Raw genomic sequence first — 21,028 nt, forward strand, 5'->3', positions numbered from 1 at the left:
CACGGTAGCCCTGAAATGACAATGACGACAGCTAGGTGAGGCTGCCCTAACCCATGCGAAAATGGTGTCATCTGCATTTTGTAAATGGTGGGGTTTCGCAAGTCTGCCGCGTTTCGAGCCCCGGAGCAGGCCAGAGGCCGGACACAGGCCGTGTGCACGTTAGGTTAGGCTAACCTAAGCTGGCCTGTAGGTGGGGGCGTGACGGGTTGGCGGGTGCCACCCCGCGAAGGAGGAGACGGTGAAGGTCCAGGTGTCCCGGCGCGTCGGGATCAAGATGTTCGCGGCAGGGATCGCGGTGACGTTGGCGGGCTGCGGCACCGCGTCGACGCCCACGTCGACGGGGGGTGAATCGGCCACTGAGGCCACCACCAGCGCCGCGGCGGACGCCAGCTTGCTGCCAGCGGCCGAGGGAGTGACCCGATACCCCCTGGAACTGACCACGCAGTGGGGTACGACGACGCTGACCGAGCGTCCAGCCCGCATCGCAGCGGTCACCGGATCCCAGGATGACGCGCAGGCGCTCGCCGCGATCGGCGTCACCCCGGCCCTGGCGAGTGAGTACACCACCGACGTGTGGCTCGAACAAGCGCTCGGTGAGCCCATACCCGACAGGTTCGTCATGAACGACGGCACCCTGCCCTTCGAGCAGATCGCGGCGGCCGATCCCGATCTCATCATTGCCCTCGGCGACCTGACCGACACCTATGACCGGCTCAGCTCGATCGCGCCAGTGCTCGATTCGGGCGAGTCTGCCTCCGAGCAGACGCGCGCCACGGACTGGCCGGATCTCCTGGCTCGCCTCGGCCAGACCCTCGACCTGTCCCAGGCGGCCCAGACGGCGCTCGATGCCGAGGAGGAGTTCTTCGCCACCTTCCGTTCCGATCATCCCGAGCTGCAGGGCCGCACCCTCAGCTACGTCGTCTACTACGGCGAGGAAGGCGGCCTGCAGTACCACTCGTCGCAGGGAAGCGCGGTGGCCCGCGTCTTCGAGCAGATGGGCTTCGCCGTACCGGCCGGTGCCTCCGGGCTGCAGTACCGCCAGGAGATCAGCCAAGAGCTCATCAGCGCCATCGACGCCGATGTGATTCTGTTCTCGGACAATTCCGACGGCCATGCCGCGACTGTCACGGATCAGCCGCTGTTCCAGGCGCTGCCGGCGGTTCAGGACGGCCGGCTCGTCCACATCGTGAACAACGCCACCTCGGACGGCCGGCAGAGCTTCACCATCGACGGCCAGGAGTACGAGGGCAACGTGCCGTGGGCGCTGGCCCGCAGCGGACCGCTGTCGGGGGTGTGGGCGGCCGAACAGCTGGCCCCCCATATCGTCAGCGCAGCGCAGGGGTGACGTGACCGTGCTGGCGAGCGCGGCGGTGCGTCCGGACGAGCGCGGGAGCCACGGCTCGGACGGCGGCCGGCGCCTGCGCATGCGCCGGATAGTGGGTGTCCTCACCGCCCTCGCGGCGCTCGTGCTCGCCGTCGCCGCGAGCGTGGCGTTCGGCGCCAACCCGCTGCCGCTCGACGAGGTCTGGCAGGGCTTGGTGCGGCCGGATGCCAGCGAGGCCTCCATCATCGTGTGGACGCAGCGCCTGCCCCGCACGCTGCTCGGCGTCCTCGTCGGATCCGCGCTGGGCGTCTCGGGGGCCCTCATCCAGGCCCTCACGCGCAACCCGCTGGCCGATCCTGGGATTCTGGGGGTCAACGCGGGCGCCGGCTTCGCCGTCACGGTTGGTGTCGGGGTGTTCGGCCTCACCGGCATCCGCGGTTACATCTGGTGGGCGTTCCTGGGGGCCGTGGCCGCCACCGTCGTGGTGTACCTCATCGGTGCAGCCAGCCGCAGTGCGTCGCCGGTGACGCTGGTCCTCGCCGGGGTGGCCCTGGGGGCCGTCCTCAACGGGGTGTCGACGTTCCTCACGCTGATCGACGAGGACACCTTTCGCCAGGTGCGGAACTGGGGGCTCGGGTCGATCGCCCGGACGGGGCTGGACGACACGCTCACGGTGGCGCCGTTCCTGCTCGCGGGTCTGCTGGTCGCGGTGCTGCTCTCCGGATCCCTGAACGCCGTCGCGCTGGGTGACGATCTCGCCGCCGCGCTGGGCACCAGCGTCGTCCGGACGCGCGTCCTCGGGCTGCTGGCCGTCACCCTGCTCGCCGGAGGCGCGACCGCCCTCACCGGCGGCATCGGCTTCGTCGGGCTCATGGTGCCGCACGTCGTGCGGTGGTTCGTGGGGCCCGACCAGCGCTGGATCATCGCGATGACCGCCCTGGCGGCCCCCGTGCTGTTGCTCGGCGCCGACGTCCTCGGGCGCATCCTGGCCCGCCCGGGTGAGATGGAGGTCGGCATCGTCACCGCCGTCGTCGGCGCACCCGTCCTGATCGCGCTGGTGCGGCGTCGGAAGGTCAGTGGACTGTGAGCGCCCCTGTGAGCACGCCCGTGACCCCCCTCGACTTCGGCCGCCGCACCTGGACCCTGCGCACCGGCCTGTTCTCGTGCCGCGTGGAGGCCCGCGTGGTGGTCTGCGCGACGCTGTTGCTGCTTGTCGCCGTCGCGGCCGCGTTCGCCGCCGTGTTCCTCGGGGACTACCCGCTGACCGTCGGCGAGGTGGCCCGGGCGCTGACCGGGCGCGCCGACGACTTCACCGCTATGGTCGTGCTGGAGTGGCGCATGCCGATCGTTGTCGCGGCCGTCGCCTTCGGCGCCATGCTCGGCGTGGGGGGTGCCATCTTTCAGTCGCTGACGCGCAACCCGCTCGGGTCCCCCGACATCATCGGCTTCGACGCCGGCTCCTACACCGCGGTCGTGGTGACCATGCTGGTGCTGGGCGTCCGCGACTACTGGACGATCGCGGCCGTCGCGATCGGGGGCGGCCTCGTCACCGCGATCGTGGTGTACCTGTTGGCGCGCCGCGGCGGCGTGCAGGGTTTCCGTCTCATCGTCGTCGGCATCGCGGTGTCGGCCATGCTCGGCTCGGTGAACAGCTATCTGATCACGCGCGCCGACGTGCGCGAGGCCATGGTCGTCGGCTTCTGGAGCGCCGGCTCCATCAGCCGGGTGAGCTGGTCGAGCCTCGTCCCCTCGCTCGTGGTCATGGCGCTCATCGTCGCGGCCTGCACCGCCCTGGCACCCCAGCTCCGCACGCTCGAACTGGGCGACGACACGGCGGCCACCCAGGGCGTCCGGGTCGGCGGGGTGCGCCTGGGCCTCATGGTCGTGGGCGTGGCCACGACGGCGTTGGTCACCGCTGCGGCCGGGCCCATCGGGTTCATCTCGCTGGTCGCCCCCCAACTGGCCCGGCGGTTGACGGGCACCGCCGGGGTGAACCTCGTGGCCTCGGCGGCCATGGGCGCCGCCCTGCTGGCCGCGGCCCAGCTGGTGTCGCTGGTACTGGCCCACGCCAACCGCCCGGTCCCGGTCGGCCTGGTCACCGTGTGCGTCGGCGGCCTCTACCTCATCGGCCTGCTCATCCGGGAATCGCGCAGGCAGGCAGGAGTGGTCCGGTGAACGACGCGACGCGTCCGCCCCGTCTCGAGACGCGGGGCACCTCGATCGGTTATGACGGGCGGCTGGTCTGCGAGGACCTGTCCGTGGCCATCCCCGACGGCTCGTTCACGGCGATCATTGGCCCGAACGGGTGTGGCAAGTCGACGCTGCTGCGCGCCCTCGCGCGCGTCCTGCGACCCTCGCTCGGCAAGGTGCTGCTCGACGGCACGGCGATCCACACCCAGCCGTCGAAGGAGGTGGCCCGCCGGATCGGACTGCTGCCGCAGACCTCGCTGGCGCCGGACGGCATCCGGGTCGCCGACCTCGTAGCCCGGGGCCGCTCGCCGTACCAGTCGCTGTTCCATCAGTGGCGGGCCTCGGACGAGGCCGCCGTGAGAGCCGCGCTGGACGTGACCCGCGTGGGCGACCTCTCCGGCCGGCTCGTCGACGAGCTCTCCGGGGGGCAACGCCAGCGCGTCTGGATCGCCATGCTGTTGGCCCAGGAGACGCCGATCATGCTGCTGGACGAGCCGACGTCCTTCCTCGACATCGCCCACCAGTACGACCTGCTCGAGCTGCTCCGCAGCTTCAACGACGACGGCAAGACCGTCGTGACCGTGCTGCACGACCTCAACCAGGCTGCGCGGTACGCGTCCCACCTCATCGTGATGCACGACGGACAGGTCGTGTGCAGCGGCCCCCCCGCCGACATCGTCACCGCCGAGCTCGTCGAGTCCGTTTTCGGCCTGCGCGCCCTCGTCGTCCCCGATCCCGTCACCACCACGCCGTCCGTCGTTCCGCTCGATCCCCGCGGTGGCGGGCGCGTCGGCTCCCTCGCCAGCCCCTCCATCAGAAAGGACTGAACCCATGTCCTCATCCCGCCCCTACGAGGCGTTCGCCATCACGACGCGAGCCCTGGAGGTGCTCCGCATCGCCGACGTGACCAGCGGCATGCGCCGCGTGACGCTTGGCGGCCCGGCCCTCGCGGCCCACACCGCGCCCAACGGGATGCCCGTCGCCGCCTTCCGGTCCGACGGCTTCGATGATGAGTTCAAGATCATCCTCAAGCACCCGGACGCCGCCGAGCCGGTCGTCCCGACGCAGGCGGACGGGCACCTCGACTGGCCGCGTGGCGACCCGCATCTGGTCATGCGGACCTACACGGTGCGTCGCTGGGATGCGGAGGCCGGCGAGATCGATGTCGACTTCGTGCAGCACGGGGTCGGCCCGGCCACCACCTGGGCCCGCCGCGTCCGGCCCGGGGAGACCGTGCACATCGCCGGGCCCAAGTCGTCCTCGCCCCACCCCGAGGGGGTGGACTGGGTGCTGATCGCCGGCGACGAGACGGCGCTGCCCGCCATCGGGCGGTGGCTGGAGGAGTGGCCGACCGGTGCCCGGGCTCAGGTGTTCATCGAAATCGCCGAGGATGAGCACCGCCAGGAGCTGCCCGTCCCCGACGGGGTGGAGGTGACGTGGCTGAGCCGCGGGGGTGCTGAGGCCGGCTCCACCACGCTGCTGCTCGACGCTGTGGCGCGGGCGCCGTGGTGGGAGGGGCGCGTGTTCGCCTGGGTCGCCGGCGAGGCGCTGACGCTCACCCCGATCCGCCGGTGGTTGCGCACCGAGCGCGGGCTCGACCGATCGCAAGTGGAGGTGACCGGCTACTGGCGCCGGCAGGAGACGGCCGGGCCGGACGCCGACCCGGGGAGGCCCGAGCCCGAGGAGGCGTCACCGGCGAACCGCTTCCACGAGCTGATCGATCTCATGCCGGCGGTGGCCCTCCGGGTCGCGGCGTCGCTGCGTGTGGGCACCACCCTCGGCGCGGGCAGCCGGACCGTCGCGGAGCTGGCGGACGCGTGCGGCGCCAGCGAGGTCGGCCTCGGCAAGCTGCTGCGCTACCTGGCTGCCCTCGACGTCGTCCGGGCGGACGCCGGACGCTGGAGCCTGACCGACCTGGGCCGCGAGCTGGACGACGAGGAAACCGAGGAGGACCTGGCGCTGACCGGCCCCGCGGCGCGGGACCTCGCGGCCGCCGTCTCTCTCCTGCCCGCCGTGCTGGGCCGGCCCGACCGGTGGGACGACGCCGCCGCGCGCCGCCTGTTCGGCGCGGATGCGGCCGCCCGGGCCACCGAGCTCGAGATCGACGCCGACACCGCGCGGTACGTGGCGTCGCCGATCGGCACCGCCGAGGCCTTGCGCGACGCGGCCTGTGTCGAGATCAGCGGGCGGGGTGCCGGCAGTTTCGCCGAAGCGATCGTGCGGGCGCGCGAGGGCGTCGAGGTCACCGTCGTCGCCGCGGCGTCCGACGTGCCCACCCTGGAACGCATCCACGGCGGTCACCCGCGCGTCCGCTTCGCCCCCGGGGCCGTCAGCGAGGCGGGCCCGTCCGTCGACGCCGTGCTGCTCGTGGACGTGCTGGGCGAGCTGCCGGACGCCGACGCGGCGCACACCTTGGCCAGGGCGGCGGAACGGCTGTCGCCCGGCGGCGTCCTGCTGCTGCTCTGCGACCCCCTCGACGAGGACCGGGCCGACGACCACGACCTGGAGCAGGACCTCGTCGGCTTCGCGCTCCACGGCGCAGGCGCGCGAACCCACGACGAGATCCTCGCCTTGTTCGGCGCGGCCGGGCTGCCCGAGCCGCAACGCACGACCGTCGGCTGGGGGGACGCCCTCTACGTCGCCCGTCCGTGACGGCGTCCTCACCGCAGTTCCACCACCCTTCCTGAAAGGCTTGTCATGTCCCTCCTGAACACCCGCGGGCGCGTTCGCCCGACCCGCATCCTCGCCGCGCTGGCGACCACCCTGGTGACCGCTCTGGTCGCCTCCGGGTGCGCGTCGGGTGACGCCGACCCCGCCGCGCCGACACCCCAGCAATCTCAATCGGACGCCCCACGCGCGTCGTCCGGGGGCGTGGCGCTCCCGGCGGGGGAGGGGACGACGTCCTACCCCCTCACGCTCGCCTCGCCCTTCGGGGAGACCGCGGTGGCGCAGCGGCCCGAGCGGGTGGCCGTGATCTCCGCCGCGACCGTCGACACCGACGCCCTGCTGGCGCTGGGGGTCGTCCCGGTGCTGGCGCCGTCCACGATCGAGCGGAACCCGTGGCTCGACGAGACGCTCACGGCGGGCATCGAGGAGCGGTGGTCCTCCTCGGCGGCCGACGAGGTCTCGGCCGAGCAGGTCGCCGCGGTCGATCCGGATCTCATCGTCGCGATGGACGCCTACGACATGACGCCGCAGCGGTTCGAGCAGCTCTCGGCCATCGCACCGGTGCTGTATGCGGAGAGCGAGGCGCTGACGTGGCAGGAGATGACGCGCGAGGTCGGCGAGGTGCTCGACCTGTCCGAGGCGGCCGACGGTGTCGTCGACGACGCCGAGCAGCGGATCAGCGCGGCCGCCGCGGCCCACCCCGAGTTCGCCGGCCACAGCGCCGCCCACGTGGTCGTCTACGAGGAGCAGTACGGCGCCGCCTACGACTCCACCCCCGGCAGCGACTCGGCGGCGCTGCTCGAGGCGCTCGGGTTCACCCTGCCGGACGCCGCCGCGCAGTTCGGCGAGGACGACGTGGTCAGCCAAGAACTCGTCGGTTCCATCGAGGCCGATTTTCTGCTCGTAAGCCTTGTCGGCACCGAGGACCACGCCTACTTCATCGAGTCGCCGCTGCTGCGGAGCGTGCCCGCGTTCGCCGAGGGCCGGGCCGTGGTCAACGAGGCGGGCGAGGACGGCACGAATTCGTTCGCCTGGGGCCTGCGGCAGCAGAGCGCGCCGTGGCTGGTGGAGACCCTCGCCGATTTCGGTTCCCAGGCCGTCGACCAGTGAGTCCCGCGCGCCCGGCGCGGCCCGCCCGTGGTCGGCCCGGTGTTGACGGGCCGGGTGTTGACGGACCGGGTGCTGACGGGCCGGGTGTTGACGGACGGGGTGCTGACCGCCCAGGTGCGGATCGGCCGGGTGCGGATCGGCCGGGTGCCGATCGGCCGGTGACGGCGTGGCGTGACCGCTTCGGCACCGTGCACGCGGAGGGGCGTCCTGCCGGCGCGCGCGACGAGCGCACCGCGGAGCGGGTGGTGGGTTGGCTGGAGCGGGCGTGGGCGTCCGCCACGGAGGCCGAGCGCGCAGCGTTGGCCGAGGAGGCGCTCGGGTCGGCCAACCCGGTGATCGTCCGGGAGCCGGCCGACCCGGGGTGGGCGCGGTGGACGTGGCTGGTCGTCGCGCCCGATGCGCACGCGGTGCTGCTGTGGACCAATCCGGTGTTCGACCACGCCGATGTGTCCCGGGCCGAGCTGACGCGGTTGGCCGGCTCCGACCTGTGGACCCTCTGCCTGCGCCTGCCGTCGGCGCTGCGCACGTCCTACCGGATCGCCGTCCACACCGAGGCGTCGCCGCCCCCGTGGCGGCTCGCGCAGGGAAGGCGTCCGGTGATCCTCGCAGCAATGACCGTGGCGCGCCCGGACGAGCGCTGCCCGGACGCGGTGGTCGGCTCGCGCGACACCCCGTCGTCGGTGGCGGCGGGTCCGTACGCGCCGCCCCTGTGGCCCGCGCCCGTGCGGCCCGCGCCGCCCGCTCCCTTGCGTCCCGTTGCCGCGGGCGGACGGCGGAAGGGGGCGGCAGGAGCGGGTGATGCCTCACCGCTCGTCGAACTGGACGTGCCGGGCGACTCGGGAGTGGACCGGCTGTGGGTGCTGGCACCGCGCTCGGCCACGCGGACGCCCCTGCTCGTGTTGTTCGACGGCGACGTCTGGCGGCACACAGTGCCAGACCTGATCGGCCGCGCGGTGGCGGCCGGCGTCATCGCGCCCCTGCACGTGGTGATGGTGGACTCCGGTGACGTGGACGCGCGGTGGGGCCGGCTCGGCGTCCCCGGCGGGCTCGTGGACGCGGTGCTGGAGCGCGTGTTGCCCCGCGTGCGGGCCGAGTTCGACGTGGATCCTGCCGGCGACGCGACCGTCGTCGCCGGCCAGAGCCTGGGCGGGATCGCCGCCCTCTGGGCCCTCGCGCTGGGCGAGGGCCAGGTGCGGCACGCGATCGCGCAGTCCCCGTCACTGTGGCGTTTCGGGATGGCCGAGCCGCTCCTGGCGGCGCCCGGCTGGCGCTCGATCGCGCTGCAGGCGGGCACCTACGAGGGCGACATGCTCGACCATGCGCGGGGAATGCACCGCGCGCTGCACGACGACGACCGCCGGGCGGGCCGCAGGGTGTCGTTGACGCCGTTCGAGGGCGGACACGACTGGGCCTGTTGGCGGGCGGGCCTGGTCGGGCCGCTGGCCGAGGCGCTGCGTCCCTCCTGAGGGCCGCCGCCCGCGGCGTCCGGGGTGATTCAGAGGAACGAGCGCAGCGTCCGGGCGTCGCGGACGGCGTTGCCGTCACCGTCGTTGTTGAAGTAGGCGTACACATCGCGGCCCTGGGCCTCCCATTCGCGGATCCGGTCGGCCCACCAGCGGAGGTCGTCGTCGGTGTACGAACCGCCGTAGAGCCAGTGATCGTCGGGGCCGTGGAGGCGGACGTACACCGCCTGGCCCGTGGCGCGCAGCACACACGGCAGCCCGGCGCCGGACATCACGACGTAGCTCGCGCGGCGCCGTTCCAGCAGGGCGAACACGTCGTGGCACACCCAGGACGGGTGCCGGAACTCCACGGCGGCCGGCACCCACCACGGCAGGAGGCCGAGGAAGTGGTCGAGGCGGGCGTCATCCCGCTCGAGATCGGGCGGCAGCTGCACGAGCAGCATGCCGCGCTTGTCGTACAGCCTGTCCCAGGCGGCAGTGATGCGGCCCACCCAGTACTCGGGTTCGGCCAGCCGGCGCGCGTGGGTGAGGGCGCGCGGGGCTTTGACCGTCAGCCGGAACCCCTGGGGCAGGCGCTGCTGCCACGAGGTGAAGCTGGCGTCGCGGGGCCACCGATAGAAGCTGGCGTTGAGCTCGACGGTGGCGAAGGCCTCGGCATAGCGGGCGAGCCGGCCGCGCGGGGTGCAGCCGTGGTACAGCACATCGTTCCAGTGGTCGTAGGACCATCCCGACGTGCCGATCCAGGTGCCCATGGCCTGACCGTACGCCGATCGGCCCGGGGGTTCACGCCCACGGGGCGCGGGGTTAGCATCAACGGGTGACCCCACGGCACAGCCCCGCGCTTGAGGCGTCCGCCCTGGGCACAGTACTGACGCTGGCGCGCGAACGGGCCACCGAGGGGATCACGGTGGGCGACCTGGCGGACGCGGCCGGTTACAGCCCGTTCCATTTCTCGCGGCTGTTCTCCGCCGTGCTTCCGATGTCGCCCGGCCAGTACCTGACGGTGCTGCGCATGGACGCGGCCAAGCGGCTGCTGCTGGCGGGCACCGATCCGGTGATCGACGTGGCCACCGCGGTCGGGTTCGACTCGCTGTCGAGCTTCGCGCGGCGGTTCCGGGCCACGGTCGGGGTGCCGCCGGCCCAGATGCGTCAGCTCGCCGCCCGGTTGGCGGACGCCCCGCTGCGTCCGTTCCGCCTCGGTGACCCCGGGCAGCCGGGCGTCCGGGTGCGCATGGTGGTGCCGGACGCCGTGCGCCCATCCCGGGACGTCCAGATCTGGGCCGGCTGGTTCGCCCAACCGGCGCCGCTCGGCGTCCCGCGCGGAGGGGTGCTGCTGGACGCGGCCGTCGACGTCGAGATCCCGCTGTGCCCGGGGTACCCGTGGTTGCTGGCGAACGTGCTGCCCGCCGGCGCGGATCCGGCGGAGCAGATCGCGCCCAGCCGGTTGATCGTGGCGGTGCACCCCCAGCCGATTGTGGCGCCGTGCGCGGTGACGCTGCGCTTCTCCCCGGCGAACTCGACCGTGCCGATCCTGACCGCGTTGCCGAGCCTGTGGCGTCCGGAGTGAATGGCCCTCGGGGCGTCCGGAGTGGCGCGTCGGACGCACGTGGCGCGCTTCGGTCTCACGTGGCGCACTTGGTGCTCACGCGGCGGACTTGAGGCGCACGTGGCGCAGTGGAGCTCACGTGGAGGGCCCTACACGGCACGCCAAGTGAGCTGCGCTGCGCCACGTGGTAATGGGGTACGCCAAGTGACGTTGGGGTGCGCCACGTGGGGTCGAAAGGAGCGCAGGATCGGACAAACCTGGCGGCCGGCGGCTCCGTAGCGTTGGGCGTGCCAGACCAGCAAGCTCAGATCAACAAGCTCAGACCGACAAACAAGGAGAGAACGTCATGACGACACTTGGCCAGCCCGTGTGGGTGGATTTCGGTTCGACCGACTTTGCGGCCAGCAAGGCCTTCTACGAGCAGCTCTTTGGGTGGGAGCTGACCGACAGCGGCGAGGAGATGGGGCACTACCACATGATCACCGCGGGGGGTGACCTCGTGGCCGGCGGCATGGACGTGACGGGTATGACGTGCCCCGCGGGGGATCAGATCCCCAGCAGTTGGAGCGTGTTCCTGGGCACGGACGACATCGACGCCACCTTCGCCCGAGCGCTCGGGGCCGGGGCGACGGAGGTGATGGCACCGACGGATGCCGGGGGCGCCGGGCGCCACGCGGTGCTGCTCGACCCGACGGGCGCCGCCGTGGGGTTGTGGCAGGGGGCTGAGATCGAGGGGTTCGTCTTCTCCGGAAAGCCCGGGACGCCCGCCTGGTTCGAGCTGATGACCAGCGACTACGAGGTGGCGCTGGAGTTCTACAGCACGGTGTTCGAGGTGACGATGGTGCCGATGGGCATGGACGCCGCCGAGTACGCGACCGCCGGCCCCGCCGAGGAGGCCAGCTTCGGCATCGGCGGCGGCGCCGGTGGGAACGGCCCCGAAGCGGGGTGGCGCGCGTACTTCGTCGTGGAGCAGTGTGACGCGACGCTCGATCGGGTGCGCGAACTCGGCGGCACGGTGCTGGACGGCCCGGACGACTCCCCGTTCGGACGCCTCGCCGCCGTCGCTGACCCCCCCGGGGCGAGCTTCATGGTGATCTCACCGAGCGAGGCGGCCGGCGCCTGATCGCACGGGTGATCGGGCATTTGGACCCGAGGTTGTGGCGCCATGGCGCCACAACCTCGGGTCCAAATGTCACGTCCAGGGGCCCCGGAGACCCCCAGGCCTGGACCCAACCGGGGCTGGGATAACGAAACCGTAACGGTCTGCTCAAACGATTTACCAACGAGCGTCGCTCGGCGTAGCGTTTTCATCACCCCCCGAGGCGGATGCCCCGGTTCCCCGAGCAATGACCAGCTCCCAGGAGGAACGCCGATGAACAGACGCACGATCGGAGTCGTTGCGATGGCCGCCGCGCTCGCTGTCGCGGGCAGCGCATGCAGCAGCCAGGACCGTGACGGGTGGGACGGCACCGGCCCCGTCCCCATCACCTTGTGGACCCATTCCGCCGGCAACGAGGGTGAGATGGAGGTGATTTCGCAGATCATCGACGACTACAACGCCTCCACGGACGCCTACGAGGTCGTCCGCCAGGACTTCCCGCAGGACGCCTACAACACCTCGGTGCAGGGGGCGGCGGCGTCCAACGACCTGCCCTGCATTCTCGACGTGGACGGCCCGATCATGCCCAACTGGGCGTGGAACGGCTGGCTCGTGCCGTCGGGGTTGACGGAGAGCGACGTCGCGAACTTCCTGCCCTCCACGGTGGGCCGCTACAACGACGAGATCTACACGGTGGGCTACTGGGACGCCACGACCGTCATGTTCTCGCGCCGCTCGGTGCTCGAGGGGCTCGACATCCGCATCCCGACGGTGGAGCAGCCGTGGACGGCGAGCGAGTTCGACGACGCGCTGCGCCGCATCCAGGATTCGGGCCAGTTCGACCACGCGGTCGACTGGGGGCCCAGCGACCAGTCCGAGTGGTACACCTACGCGTTCTCCCCGTTGTTGCAGAGCTTCGGCGGGGACCTCGTCGACCGGAACACCTACGCCAGCGCCGACGGCGTGCTCAACAGCCCGGAGTCGCTCGCCTTCGCGGAATGGTTCCAGAACCAGTTCGACTCCGGCCTGGCCCCGCGCTCGAACGCCCAGGACCGCACCGAATTCCGCAACGAGCGGGTGGCGATCCAGTACAGCGGCAACTGGGGTTACCTCCAGAACTACACCGAGTTCGGCGACGACCTGCTCGTCCTGCCCCCGCCCGATTTCGGCGACGGACCCAAGGTCGGCGTCGGCTCGTGGCAGTACGGCCTGACGCGAACCTGCACCGACCGGCAGCGCGAGGGCGCCCTGGAGTACCTGCGCTTCTCGATGCAGGACCGCTACATCGCCCAGTTCTCCGACGTTACCTCGCTGATCCCGGCCACCACCACCGCGGCGGAGCTCACGACGTCCGGCTACTACGGGCCCGGAGAGCCCCTGGAGTTCCTGACACCCATGTCGGAGCAGTTCGGCCTCGTCCGACCCGTGACGCCGGCCTACCCCGTCATCAGCCAGGTGTTCCAGCAGCAGTTCCAGAACCTCGTCGCCGGGGAGGACCCCGAGCAGGTGCTCGACCAGTCCGTCCGCGAGATCGACGCCGACATCAACGCCGCCCGGTACAACCGGTGACCGAGAGGAGCCCCGCCATGTCATCCACCGTCCACCCTTCCCGCGCCGCTGGCGCCGCACCGGCCCGCGGTACCGCAGCGACCCCCGGGCGCGGCGCGTCGTCCATCAACGCCCAGGAGCGCCGCGCGGCCTACCTGTTCCTCGCCCCGGCCGTGGTGTTGCTGACCGTCTTCCTCATCGTCCCCGTCATCATGAGCTTTGCCCTGGGCTTCACCAACGCCCGGCTGGGCGCCGACTTCGCCCCCGAGTTCGTCGGGCTCGCGCAGTTCGTGCGTGCCCTCACCGCCGACCCGACGTTCTGGGCCGGCCTGCGCAACATCGCCGTGTTCGTCCTGGTGGTCGTGCCCGTGCAGGGTGGGCTCGGCCTGGCACTGGCCCTGCTCGTCAACCAGAAGCTGCGCGGCATCACGGCCTTCCGGGTGATGTTCTTCATGCCCGTGGTGACGTCGATGGTGGTCGTGGCGATGCTGTGGCGGTTCATGTACCAGCAGGACGGGCTCATCAACGCCATCTTCGGGTTCAACGTCGACTGGCTCAACGACCCGACCACGGCGCTCCCGGCGGTCATCGTCATGTCGATCTGGCAGGGGGTCGGCTTCCACATGATCCTGTGGCTCTCGGGCCTGCAGACCATCAACCACGATCTCTACGAGGCGGCCTCGCTGGACGGCGCGAGCCGGTGGCAGCAGTTCTGGAACGTCACCATCCCCGGGCTGCGGCCGACGTTCGTGTTCATCTTCATCACGATCACGATCGCGGCGTTCTCCCTGTTCACCCAGATCGACGTCATGACCAGCGGTGGCCCTGCCAACGCCACCACGACGCTCGTGTACCACATCATCCAGATGGGTTCGGGACGCGGCGACGTCGGCTACGGCTCGGCGCTGAGCCTCATCTTCTTCATCATCGTCCTGGCCGTCACGCTGCTGCAGCGGGCCCTCACCAAGGAGGACTGAGCCATGAGTTCCAACGCTCCCACCCCGGCGACCACCGCAGCCGCAGCCGCCAAGCCGCCCACGCGGCCGCTGCGGTCCTCGGGTACCGACAAGGGCAATCCCTGGACCTACATCCCGCTCGTGCTGCTCGCGGTCACGTTCGTTCTGCCGCTGTTGTTCATGATCAGCTCGAGCTTCAAGCCGCGCGACCAGATCCTGGCCGACCTGACGAGCTGGCGGGCGTTCCTGCCCGTCGGTGACCTGTCGCTCGACAACTACGCCGGCGTCTTCGACCGCGTGCCGGTGGGGCAGTTCTTCTGGGTCTCGACGGTGGTCACCGTCTCGATCGTGGTGCTCGGGCTCATCGTCAACTCGATGGCCGGGTTCGCCCTGGCGCGCCTGAACTTCCGCGGACGCGGCGTCCTGTTGGGCATCATCATCGCGACGCTGATCGTCCCCTTCGAGACGTTCGCGATCCCGATGGTGTACCTCGTGTCCAATCTGCCGCGGGTGGTGCTTCACTCCGACGGCTTCGCGCTGCGCATGGGCTGGGCGAACAGCTACGAGGTGCTGATCATCCCGTTCATCGCCAACGCGTTCTCCATCTTCTTGTTCACGCAGTACTACCGCTCGATTCCCAAGGAACTCGACGAGGCGGCGCGCGTCGACGGGGCCGGCTGGTTCCGCATCTACCGCTCGGTGATCTCGCCGCTGGCGGGGCCGGCGTTCGCGACGTCGGCGATCCTGACGTTCCTGCCCCAGTGGAACTCCTACCTGTGGCCGCTGCTGGTCATCCAGCAGGAGAACATGCGGCCCGTCCAGGTCGGCATGCGCTACTTCTTCGCGTCCGCCACGGCCGAGGGGACGCCGTGGGGCCAGATCATGGCCTACACGTCGCTGATCACCATTCCCGTCATCCTGGTGTTCCTCATGTTCCAGCGCGCCTTCATCTCCTCGATCGCGAGCTCGGGGGTGAAGGGGTGAGCCTGCGTCTGGAGGACCGTTGGGTCTGGGACTCCTGGCCGTTCACCGATGACGAGGGCCGCCACCACCTGTTCTACCTGCAGGCGTACCGGTCACTCGGCGATGCGCACGCCCGCCACATGAATCCCTCGATCGGCCACGCGGTGAGTGACGACTGGCGCACGTGGCAGGTGCTCCCGGACGCCCTCGCCCCCCGCACCTCGCCGGGCTGGGACGACGGCACCACGTGGACGGGATCGGTGGTGCAGGGCCCGTCCGGGCGGTACCACCTGTTCTACACGGGGGCCTCGCGGGCCGAGGATTGCCTGGTGCAGCGCATCGGGCGCGCCGACTCCGACGACCTCATCCACTGGGAGCGCTTCGGCGACGCCCCGCTGGTCGAGGCCGATGCGGCCTGGTACGAGAAGCTGGGTGGCCCGTGGCACGACGAGGCGTGGCGCGACCCCTGGGTGGTGGCCGACCCGGACGGCGACGGCTGGCACATGCTCATCACGGCCCGCGCCAACCACGGCGAGCCGTTCTCCCGCGGCGTGGTGGGGCACGCCTGGTCGGCCGACCTGGATGCGTGGGAGGCGCGTCCGCCCTTGTCGGAGCCCGGAAAGTTCGGGCAGATGGAGGTCTTCTCCTACACCGAGTTCGACGGACGCCCCCACCTCGTCTTCTGCACCGGGACGCCCGAACTAAACCCCGCGTTGCACCCGCCGGGCCAATTGGGTGGGATGTGGCTGCTGGACGGGCCCGGCCTGCTCGGGCCGTGGGAGGTCAACCGGGCCCGCCGCGTCGACCACGCGTCGCTGTATGCGGCGCGGCTCATCACCGACCTGGACGGCGAACCCAAGCTGCTCGGCTTCAGCGACATGGTGGATGAGGCCTTCGTCGGTGAACTGCTCGATCCGGTGCCGGTCACGTTCGAGAGCTGAGCCTCGAGGGCGTGGCACCATGGCGTCCGGCTCCCCACGTGGGGGGCGTCAGGGTAGAAAGAGGTGGGTGTGGCACGGGTCCGGCTGAAGGACGTCGCGGCGGCCTGCGGGGTGTCACCGGCGACGGTGTCGCTGGTGTTGAACGAGGCCAGCGACCGTATCCCGGCCACGACCATCGCCCGCGTTCGGGCGGCGGCCGACGAGCTCGGTTACACGCCGAACACGGTGGCCCGCAGCCTGCGGACGCGGCGCACCCACACGATCGGCGCCGTGACCGACACGCTGATCACCACGGCCAGCTCGGCCCCCATGGTGCAGGGGGCGCTGGACGTCGCCTGGCGGCACGACCATCTGGTGCTCTGGCTCGGCACGGAGGACCAACCGGATCACCTCCGGCAGGCCGTCGCGTCATTGGTGGCGCGGCAGGTCGACGGGTTCCTGGTGGGTGCGATGTACCACCGGCGCCTCCCCTTCGCGTCCCTCACCCAGGGCATCCCCACCGTGGGGCTGAATGCAGTGTCCGACGACCCGGCGGCGCCCTGTTTCGTCCCCGATGACTTCGGGGCCGCGCGCGCGGCCGTCCGCCTGTTGCTCGACCACGGGCACCGCCGCATCGCGCACATCAGCGAACCGGTGGGCGACGGCTTGGCGCGTCAGCTGCGCGTGGACGGCTTCCGGGCCGCGCTCACTGAGGCGGGTCTGGGGGAGGGGCGGGTGCTCGTGCCCCCGCACTGGCACGAGGGCTCGGGCTTCGCCGAGGAACTCGCCCTCCGGGCCCTCGACGCTCCCGATCGGCCCACCGCGATCTTCGCGTTCAACGACATCGCGGCCACCGGCGTCTACCACGCTGCGCGCCGGCTCGGCCTGTCGATTCCCGGTGACCTCTCGGTGGTGGGCTTCGACGACTACGTCAACGTGGCCAGCGAGCTGTACCCCAAGCTGACCACGATGGCGCTGCCCCACCGCCGCATGGGCCAGCTGGCCACCGAGGCGCTCCTGGCGCGGCTCGGCGTCCTCGACGGTGAGGCGCCCGAGGGGGTCACCCGCGTGGCCTGCCCGCCGGTGGTGCGCGACTCCATCGCCCCCCCGCCCCGCGATCGGTGATTTGGACCCGAGGAAATGCCGCCATGGCGCCATTTCCTCGGGTCCAAATGCCCGTGAGTTCGTGGTGGACCCTCCGCCAGGACGCCTCAGCTCAGCCCAGGACGCCAGCGCCGGCCTCGCGCTCCACCCGGCGGGGAACCGCCATCGTCGGGTCGACGCGGAGGCGGTACTGCGGCGTCCAGCCCGCGTCGCTCCCGATGGGGGCCGACGGGGTGGCCGCGTTGTAGGCGTCCACCACCGAGACCCGGCGCCGGTTCACCCGGGTACCGATCTCGGTCATCGCCGTGCCCCCGAAGACGCGCACGACGGAGGCCGCATCGGTGCCCGGGGCGAGCTCGATGTAGTTGTTCTCGGCGTAGAGCTGGGACTCACGGCCCAGACCCCAGAAGTACGCATACCAGTCCTGGTCGGCGGTCTGCACGTAATGGTTGTTGTACACGTCCACCTGGCCGTAGCGGACGCGCGGCGCGCGCTGCCCGATGTCGGTCCACCGGTTGTGGTGGATGGTGACGCGCAGGGTGCCGCGATCGGCCGTCCGGCTGTCGGAGGAGCCGATCAGCATGGTCTTGTCGTGGGCCTCGAAGCGGTTGTAGGAGACGGTCACCAGGTCGGAGCTGTGGGTGATGTCGAGCAGGCCGTCGTGCACCTCGTACGGCCGCCCGTACACGGTGCCCAGCGCGTCCGGGGGCATGGTGCCCGAGTCGAGCGTGGTGTGGTCGACCCACACGTGCGTCGACGTCCACACCGAGATGTTGTCGTAGCGGCTGTTCCAGTTGCCGGTCTGGCCGTCACCCGGATCCCACTCCGGGAAGCAGTCGGTGGAGTCCGAGACCGTCAGGTTGCGCACGATGACGTTGTCGGCATCGCGAATGCGCAGGTTGGCGCCGACGATCCGCGCGTCGTCACCGACGCCGATGATCGTCTTGTTCGACCCGATGTGCTGCTGGGTCTGGAGGGCCTGGGCGTTGGCGGCGGCGGCCTGCAGGGTGACGAGCTCGCCTGCGGGGTCGGTCCAGCCCCAGGGGCCGGCGGGGTCGAACGCCTCGATGTAGGCCGCCTGGCTGAACCCGGTGGCGTCCTCGAAGGTGGAGCAGGTGGCAAGGGTGCCGTCGGCGGTCTCGTAGGCGTTCAGCTCGCCGTGGACGTAGATGATGCGCGCCTCGGTGTTCGTGCGGCCCGCGTTGCCGGGCCCGCCCAGTGCGGCCTGGAACTCGGGCCACGTCGACACGTGGTAGACGTTCGCGGCGGTCGCTGCGGCGCCGCCGGTCGTGCCGCCCTCGGCGGACGCCCAGCCATCGTTGGCGGCCAGCACCTGCCGGCCGAGATCGCTGCGGGGCTGGCCGGCGACCCTCTGCTCGGCGGTGGCCACGGTGGGCGTCAGGCCCACGAGTGTCAGCGCCAGGCCGGCAATCACGGTCTTCTTCGTCAAGGACATGGGGGAACTCCTTCGTCCGGAAGCGGGGCGGTGGCGGCATCGGCGCCGCCGGGGTCCACTCTGGTGCAGGATGTGGGAAAGCGCAATCCCTAGGTCGGGAGGAGCTCGATGGCCCCCGAGGTCCCGTCGATGCGGATCCGCTGCCCCGTCACCAGTGTGGTGGTGGCTCCGTCCACCGCGACCGCCGCCGGAATGCCGTACTCGCGGGCCACGACCGAGCCGTGCGTCATCAGGCCACCGACCTCGGTGATCAACCCGGCGGCGGGCAGGAAGAGCGGCGTCCACGCCGGATCGGTGCCCCGGCACACCAGGATCTCCCCGGGCGCGAGCTGCTCGGTGCGCGGGTCGTGCACGACGTGCACCAGCCCTTCGGCGACGCCCGGCGAGACCCCGACGCCGCCGAACTCACCCTCGCCCGACAGGCCGTCGAAGAACGCCCGGCCGTCGGAGACCAGCACCCGCGGCACCTGCCCGCGGCGCTTCTCGGCGTCCCGCACGGCCCGCCGCTCCGCCACCACGGCGTGCCAGTCGGTGTCGAAGGCGCGGCGCAGCTCGTCGAGGTGCAGCAGGTACACGTCGGACGCCGCCGCGATCCGCCCGGCGGCCACCAACTCGGTCGCCGAGGCGTCGAGCGCGTCGCGGATGAGCCCGAACGCCCGGATTAGCGTGAACTTCGGGGTTTCCCGAGCCCCGAACAGCCCGCGCAGCACGGTGGCCTCGTTGCGGATCGCCGCGGCCCGGCGCGGCGTCGAGGCGTCCATCAGCGCGCGGAGCGACCGGCCGGCGTCCCGCTGGCCCGCCGTGTACTCCTCCCGTGGCGTCAGGCCGGAATCCGGCCGGGCCAGGTGCGCCTTGAGCGCCTGCACCACGGAGGTCGGGTCGTCGCGCCACCGCAGCGTGCCGAGATCGATCTCGGCGACGCCGCGCATGCCGTAGTCGGCCAGGAACGCCGCGATCGCCGCCTGGGCTCCCTGCGGCAGGGTGCCCCGCAGGTACTGCTCGGCGAGGTCGGACGCCGGCGTCTCGGCCACCCAGCCCCAGGCGGTGGCGTCCCGCCGGATCGTCTCGGCCGTCTCGGCCAGCCGGACGTCCATCGCGGTGGTGACGTTGCCCGGCAGACCGCGCAGGGCGGCGAGGGCGAGCGCTTCGGCGTCCGGCAGCCCGGTGTGGCCGGCCAGGCGGCGCAGCTGCCCCAGCGCCCGGAGCGAGGGCACCATGATCGGCGCGAAGTGGGGCAGGATCGTCGGCAGCAGCAGGGGGGCGGCGTCCTCCACCGCGGCCACGCGGGCGGCGAGCCGCGCCTGCGGGGTGGGGGCCGTGGCGGCGCGTTCCAGCGCCTGCGCCACCTGGGCGAGCGCGTCCGCGCAGGCCCGCTCGGCCCGGCGGCGGGCCCGGACGGGATGGCTGCGGGCGGCCCGGACGCGCGGCGCCAGCCGGGCCGCGAAGCGCAGCACCCCGGCCACGAGGGCTGGCTGCGGCCCGGCCGCGGTGGGGGCGAAGGCGGGCTCGGACGCGAGACGCGCGACGATCGCGGCGATTCCCGGGTCGGCGACGGGCAACATGCGGGCGGCCAGCCGGGCGGTGAGCCGGGTGCGCAGGGCGGCGTCCACGCGGAGCCACAGCCGCTCCCCGGCCACGGCGAGGTAGGGCGCCGTCCGCCACGGCACCCGGCGTCCGAGGGCGCGGGGCGCGCCGCAGAGCATGACGCGCAGCACGTCCTGCCCGAGCGGGGTGATCGGTTCGAGCATTCCCTGCACCGAGCCGAAGCTCACCCAGGCTTGCGGGGGGCCGTCCGGGGCCGGCGGCACCGGGTAGAGGCTGGTCACCGGCCGGGCCTGCAGAATGCTCAGTTCGTCGCCGACGCGGGCCCACTCGACGTCCATGGGTTCGCCGTAGAGGTCGGCGATCCGGCGGCCGAGCGCGGTGAGCGCGCCCACGTGGGCGGTGGTGAGGGTGGGTGTGGGGCCGGTGATGTCGCGGGAGCGCAGGGTTCCGGTGGCGGTCTCGACGGTGAAGGTGTCCGGGGTCACCTGGCCCGACACCAGGGCCTCGCCGAGCCCGAACGTCGCGTCGATGACGGTCTCGTCACGCAGGCCGGTGCGCGGGTTGGCCGTGAACAGGACGCCGGACGCGTCGGCGTCCACCATGGCCTGGACGACCACGGCGAGGGCGACCGCGTCGTGACCGATGCCGTTGCGCTCGCGGTAGGTGATGGCCCGCTCCGTCCACAGCGACGACCAGCAGGCGACGATCTGGTGCAGGATCGCGTCCACCCCGGTCACGTCGAGGAACGTGTCCTGTTGGCCGGCGAAGCTGAAGCCAGGCAGGTCCTCGGCGGTGGCGGACGACCGCACGGCCACCGGGCCGCCGGCCAGCGGGGCGATGAGTTCGACCAGGCGGGCCCGCAGGTCATCCGGCAGCGGGGCGGCGGCGAAGGCCGTCCGGATCGTCTCGGAGGCCTGCGCGGCGTCCGCGGTGAGGGCGTCGGCGATCACCGCATCGAGCCCGGCGGCGGCGACGAACGCGGCGTAGGCGTCGGTCTCGGCGATCACGAAGGGCGGCACGGGTAGGCCGGCGGCGGCCAGCCGCACCAGGTTGGCGCCCTTGCCGCCCTGGCGTGCGAGATCCGGGGTGGTGCTCATGGGGTCAGTATTCCACCGGCCCCCCGCTGGGCATTTGGAC

General features: G+C 71.8%; 17 protein-coding genes. 14 read left to right on the forward strand and 3 right to left on the reverse strand.

What is annotated here, in order from left to right; translation table 11 throughout:
* The first annotated feature begins 238 nt into the window (after positions 1 to 238).
* The 7 genes from IFY26_RS12300 to IFY26_RS12330 all read left to right on the forward strand — a co-directional run bounded on the left by IFY26_RS12300 (position 239) and on the right by IFY26_RS12330 (position 8,757).
* Positions 239 to 1,345 (forward strand): ABC transporter substrate-binding protein, encoded by a 1,107-nt coding sequence (locus tag IFY26_RS12300; protein ID WP_232549295.1) that lies wholly within the window; start codon positions 239 to 241, stop codon positions 1,343 to 1,345.
* Position 1,346: 1 nt separating this feature from the next.
* Complete coding sequence (locus IFY26_RS12305; protein ID WP_232549296.1) at positions 1,347 to 2,411, forward strand: FecCD family ABC transporter permease; 1,065 nt, start codon at positions 1,347 to 1,349, stop codon at positions 2,409 to 2,411.
* Between the two features lie 20 nt (positions 2,412 to 2,431).
* A complete protein-coding gene (locus IFY26_RS12310; protein ID WP_232549297.1) occupies positions 2,432 to 3,499 on the forward strand; it encodes a FecCD family ABC transporter permease in 1,068 nt (355 codons plus the stop codon).
* Positions 3,496 to 4,341, forward strand: a complete 846-nt coding sequence (locus tag IFY26_RS12315; protein ID WP_232549298.1) for an ABC transporter ATP-binding protein — start codon at positions 3,496 to 3,498, stop codon at positions 4,339 to 4,341. Before IFY26_RS12310 ends, IFY26_RS12315 begins: the two co-directional genes overlap by 4 nt.
* Before the next feature lie 4 nt (positions 4,342 to 4,345).
* Positions 4,346 to 6,166, forward strand: a complete 1,821-nt coding sequence (locus tag IFY26_RS12320) for a siderophore-interacting protein (protein WP_232549299.1) — start codon at positions 4,346 to 4,348, stop codon at positions 6,164 to 6,166.
* A 45-nt stretch (positions 6,167 to 6,211) separates the two neighbouring features.
* Positions 6,212 to 7,291 (forward strand): ABC transporter substrate-binding protein, encoded by a 1,080-nt coding sequence (locus tag IFY26_RS12325; protein ID WP_232549300.1) that lies wholly within the window; start codon positions 6,212 to 6,214, stop codon positions 7,289 to 7,291.
* Between the two features lie 158 nt (positions 7,292 to 7,449).
* Positions 7,450 to 8,757 carry an alpha/beta hydrolase-fold protein gene (locus IFY26_RS12330; RefSeq protein WP_232549301.1) on the forward strand — a complete coding sequence of 436 codons (1,308 nt, stop codon included), beginning with the start codon at positions 7,450 to 7,452 and terminating at the stop codon, positions 8,755 to 8,757.
* Between the two features lie 29 nt (positions 8,758 to 8,786).
* Here the strand turns inward: IFY26_RS12330 and IFY26_RS12335 are convergent, their stop codons facing one another.
* Entirely contained in the window at positions 8,787 to 9,506 is a 720-nt protein-coding gene (locus IFY26_RS12335; protein WP_232549302.1) for a DUF72 domain-containing protein, read from the reverse strand.
* A 65-nt stretch (positions 9,507 to 9,571) separates the two neighbouring features.
* Here IFY26_RS12335 and IFY26_RS12340 point away from each other — a divergent pair, with 65 nt between their 5' ends.
* The 7 genes from IFY26_RS12340 to IFY26_RS12370 all read left to right on the forward strand — a co-directional run bounded on the left by IFY26_RS12340 (position 9,572) and on the right by IFY26_RS12370 (position 16,911).
* Entirely contained in the window at positions 9,572 to 10,321 is a 750-nt protein-coding gene (locus IFY26_RS12340) for a helix-turn-helix transcriptional regulator (RefSeq protein WP_232549303.1), read from the forward strand.
* Positions 10,322 to 10,646: 325 nt separating this feature from the next.
* On the forward strand, positions 10,647 to 11,423 hold the full coding sequence (locus IFY26_RS12345) for a VOC family protein (protein WP_232549304.1): 777 nt from the start codon (positions 10,647 to 10,649) through the stop codon (positions 11,421 to 11,423).
* A gap of 249 nt (positions 11,424 to 11,672) precedes the next feature.
* On the forward strand, positions 11,673 to 12,968 hold the full coding sequence (locus tag IFY26_RS12350) for an ABC transporter substrate-binding protein (RefSeq protein ID WP_232549305.1): 1,296 nt from the start codon (positions 11,673 to 11,675) through the stop codon (positions 12,966 to 12,968).
* Between the two features lie 17 nt (positions 12,969 to 12,985).
* The gene (locus IFY26_RS12355; RefSeq protein WP_232549306.1) at positions 12,986 to 13,924 is read left to right on the forward strand and encodes a carbohydrate ABC transporter permease; all 939 of its coding nucleotides are present in this window, start codon (positions 12,986 to 12,988) and stop codon (positions 13,922 to 13,924) included.
* A gap of 3 nt (positions 13,925 to 13,927) precedes the next feature.
* Complete coding sequence (locus IFY26_RS12360) at positions 13,928 to 14,887, forward strand: carbohydrate ABC transporter permease (RefSeq protein WP_232549307.1); 960 nt, start codon at positions 13,928 to 13,930, stop codon at positions 14,885 to 14,887.
* A complete protein-coding gene (locus IFY26_RS12365) occupies positions 14,884 to 15,807 on the forward strand; it encodes a glycoside hydrolase family protein (protein ID WP_232549308.1) in 924 nt (307 codons plus the stop codon). Before IFY26_RS12360 ends, IFY26_RS12365 begins: the two co-directional genes overlap by 4 nt.
* A gap of 69 nt (positions 15,808 to 15,876) precedes the next feature.
* The gene (locus IFY26_RS12370; protein WP_232549309.1) at positions 15,877 to 16,911 is read left to right on the forward strand and encodes a LacI family DNA-binding transcriptional regulator; all 1,035 of its coding nucleotides are present in this window, start codon (positions 15,877 to 15,879) and stop codon (positions 16,909 to 16,911) included.
* Between the two features lie 91 nt (positions 16,912 to 17,002).
* Here the strand turns inward: IFY26_RS12370 and IFY26_RS12375 are convergent, their stop codons facing one another.
* Both IFY26_RS12375 and IFY26_RS12380 read right to left on the reverse strand, forming a co-directional pair.
* Positions 17,003 to 18,346, reverse strand: a complete 1,344-nt coding sequence (locus tag IFY26_RS12375) for a pectate lyase family protein (RefSeq protein ID WP_232549310.1) — start codon at positions 18,344 to 18,346, stop codon at positions 17,003 to 17,005.
* An 89-nt stretch (positions 18,347 to 18,435) separates the two neighbouring features.
* Positions 18,436 to 20,988: a PEP/pyruvate-binding domain-containing protein gene (locus tag IFY26_RS12380; RefSeq protein WP_232549311.1), complete on the reverse strand. Its 2,553-nt coding sequence runs from the start codon at positions 20,986 to 20,988 to the stop codon at positions 18,436 to 18,438.
* Positions 20,989 to 21,028: the final 40 nt, after the last annotated feature.

It is taken from the genome of Propioniciclava soli, from assembly GCF_014858005.1.
GTDB lineage: Bacteria > Actinomycetota > Actinomycetes > Propionibacteriales > Propionibacteriaceae > Propioniciclava > Propioniciclava soli.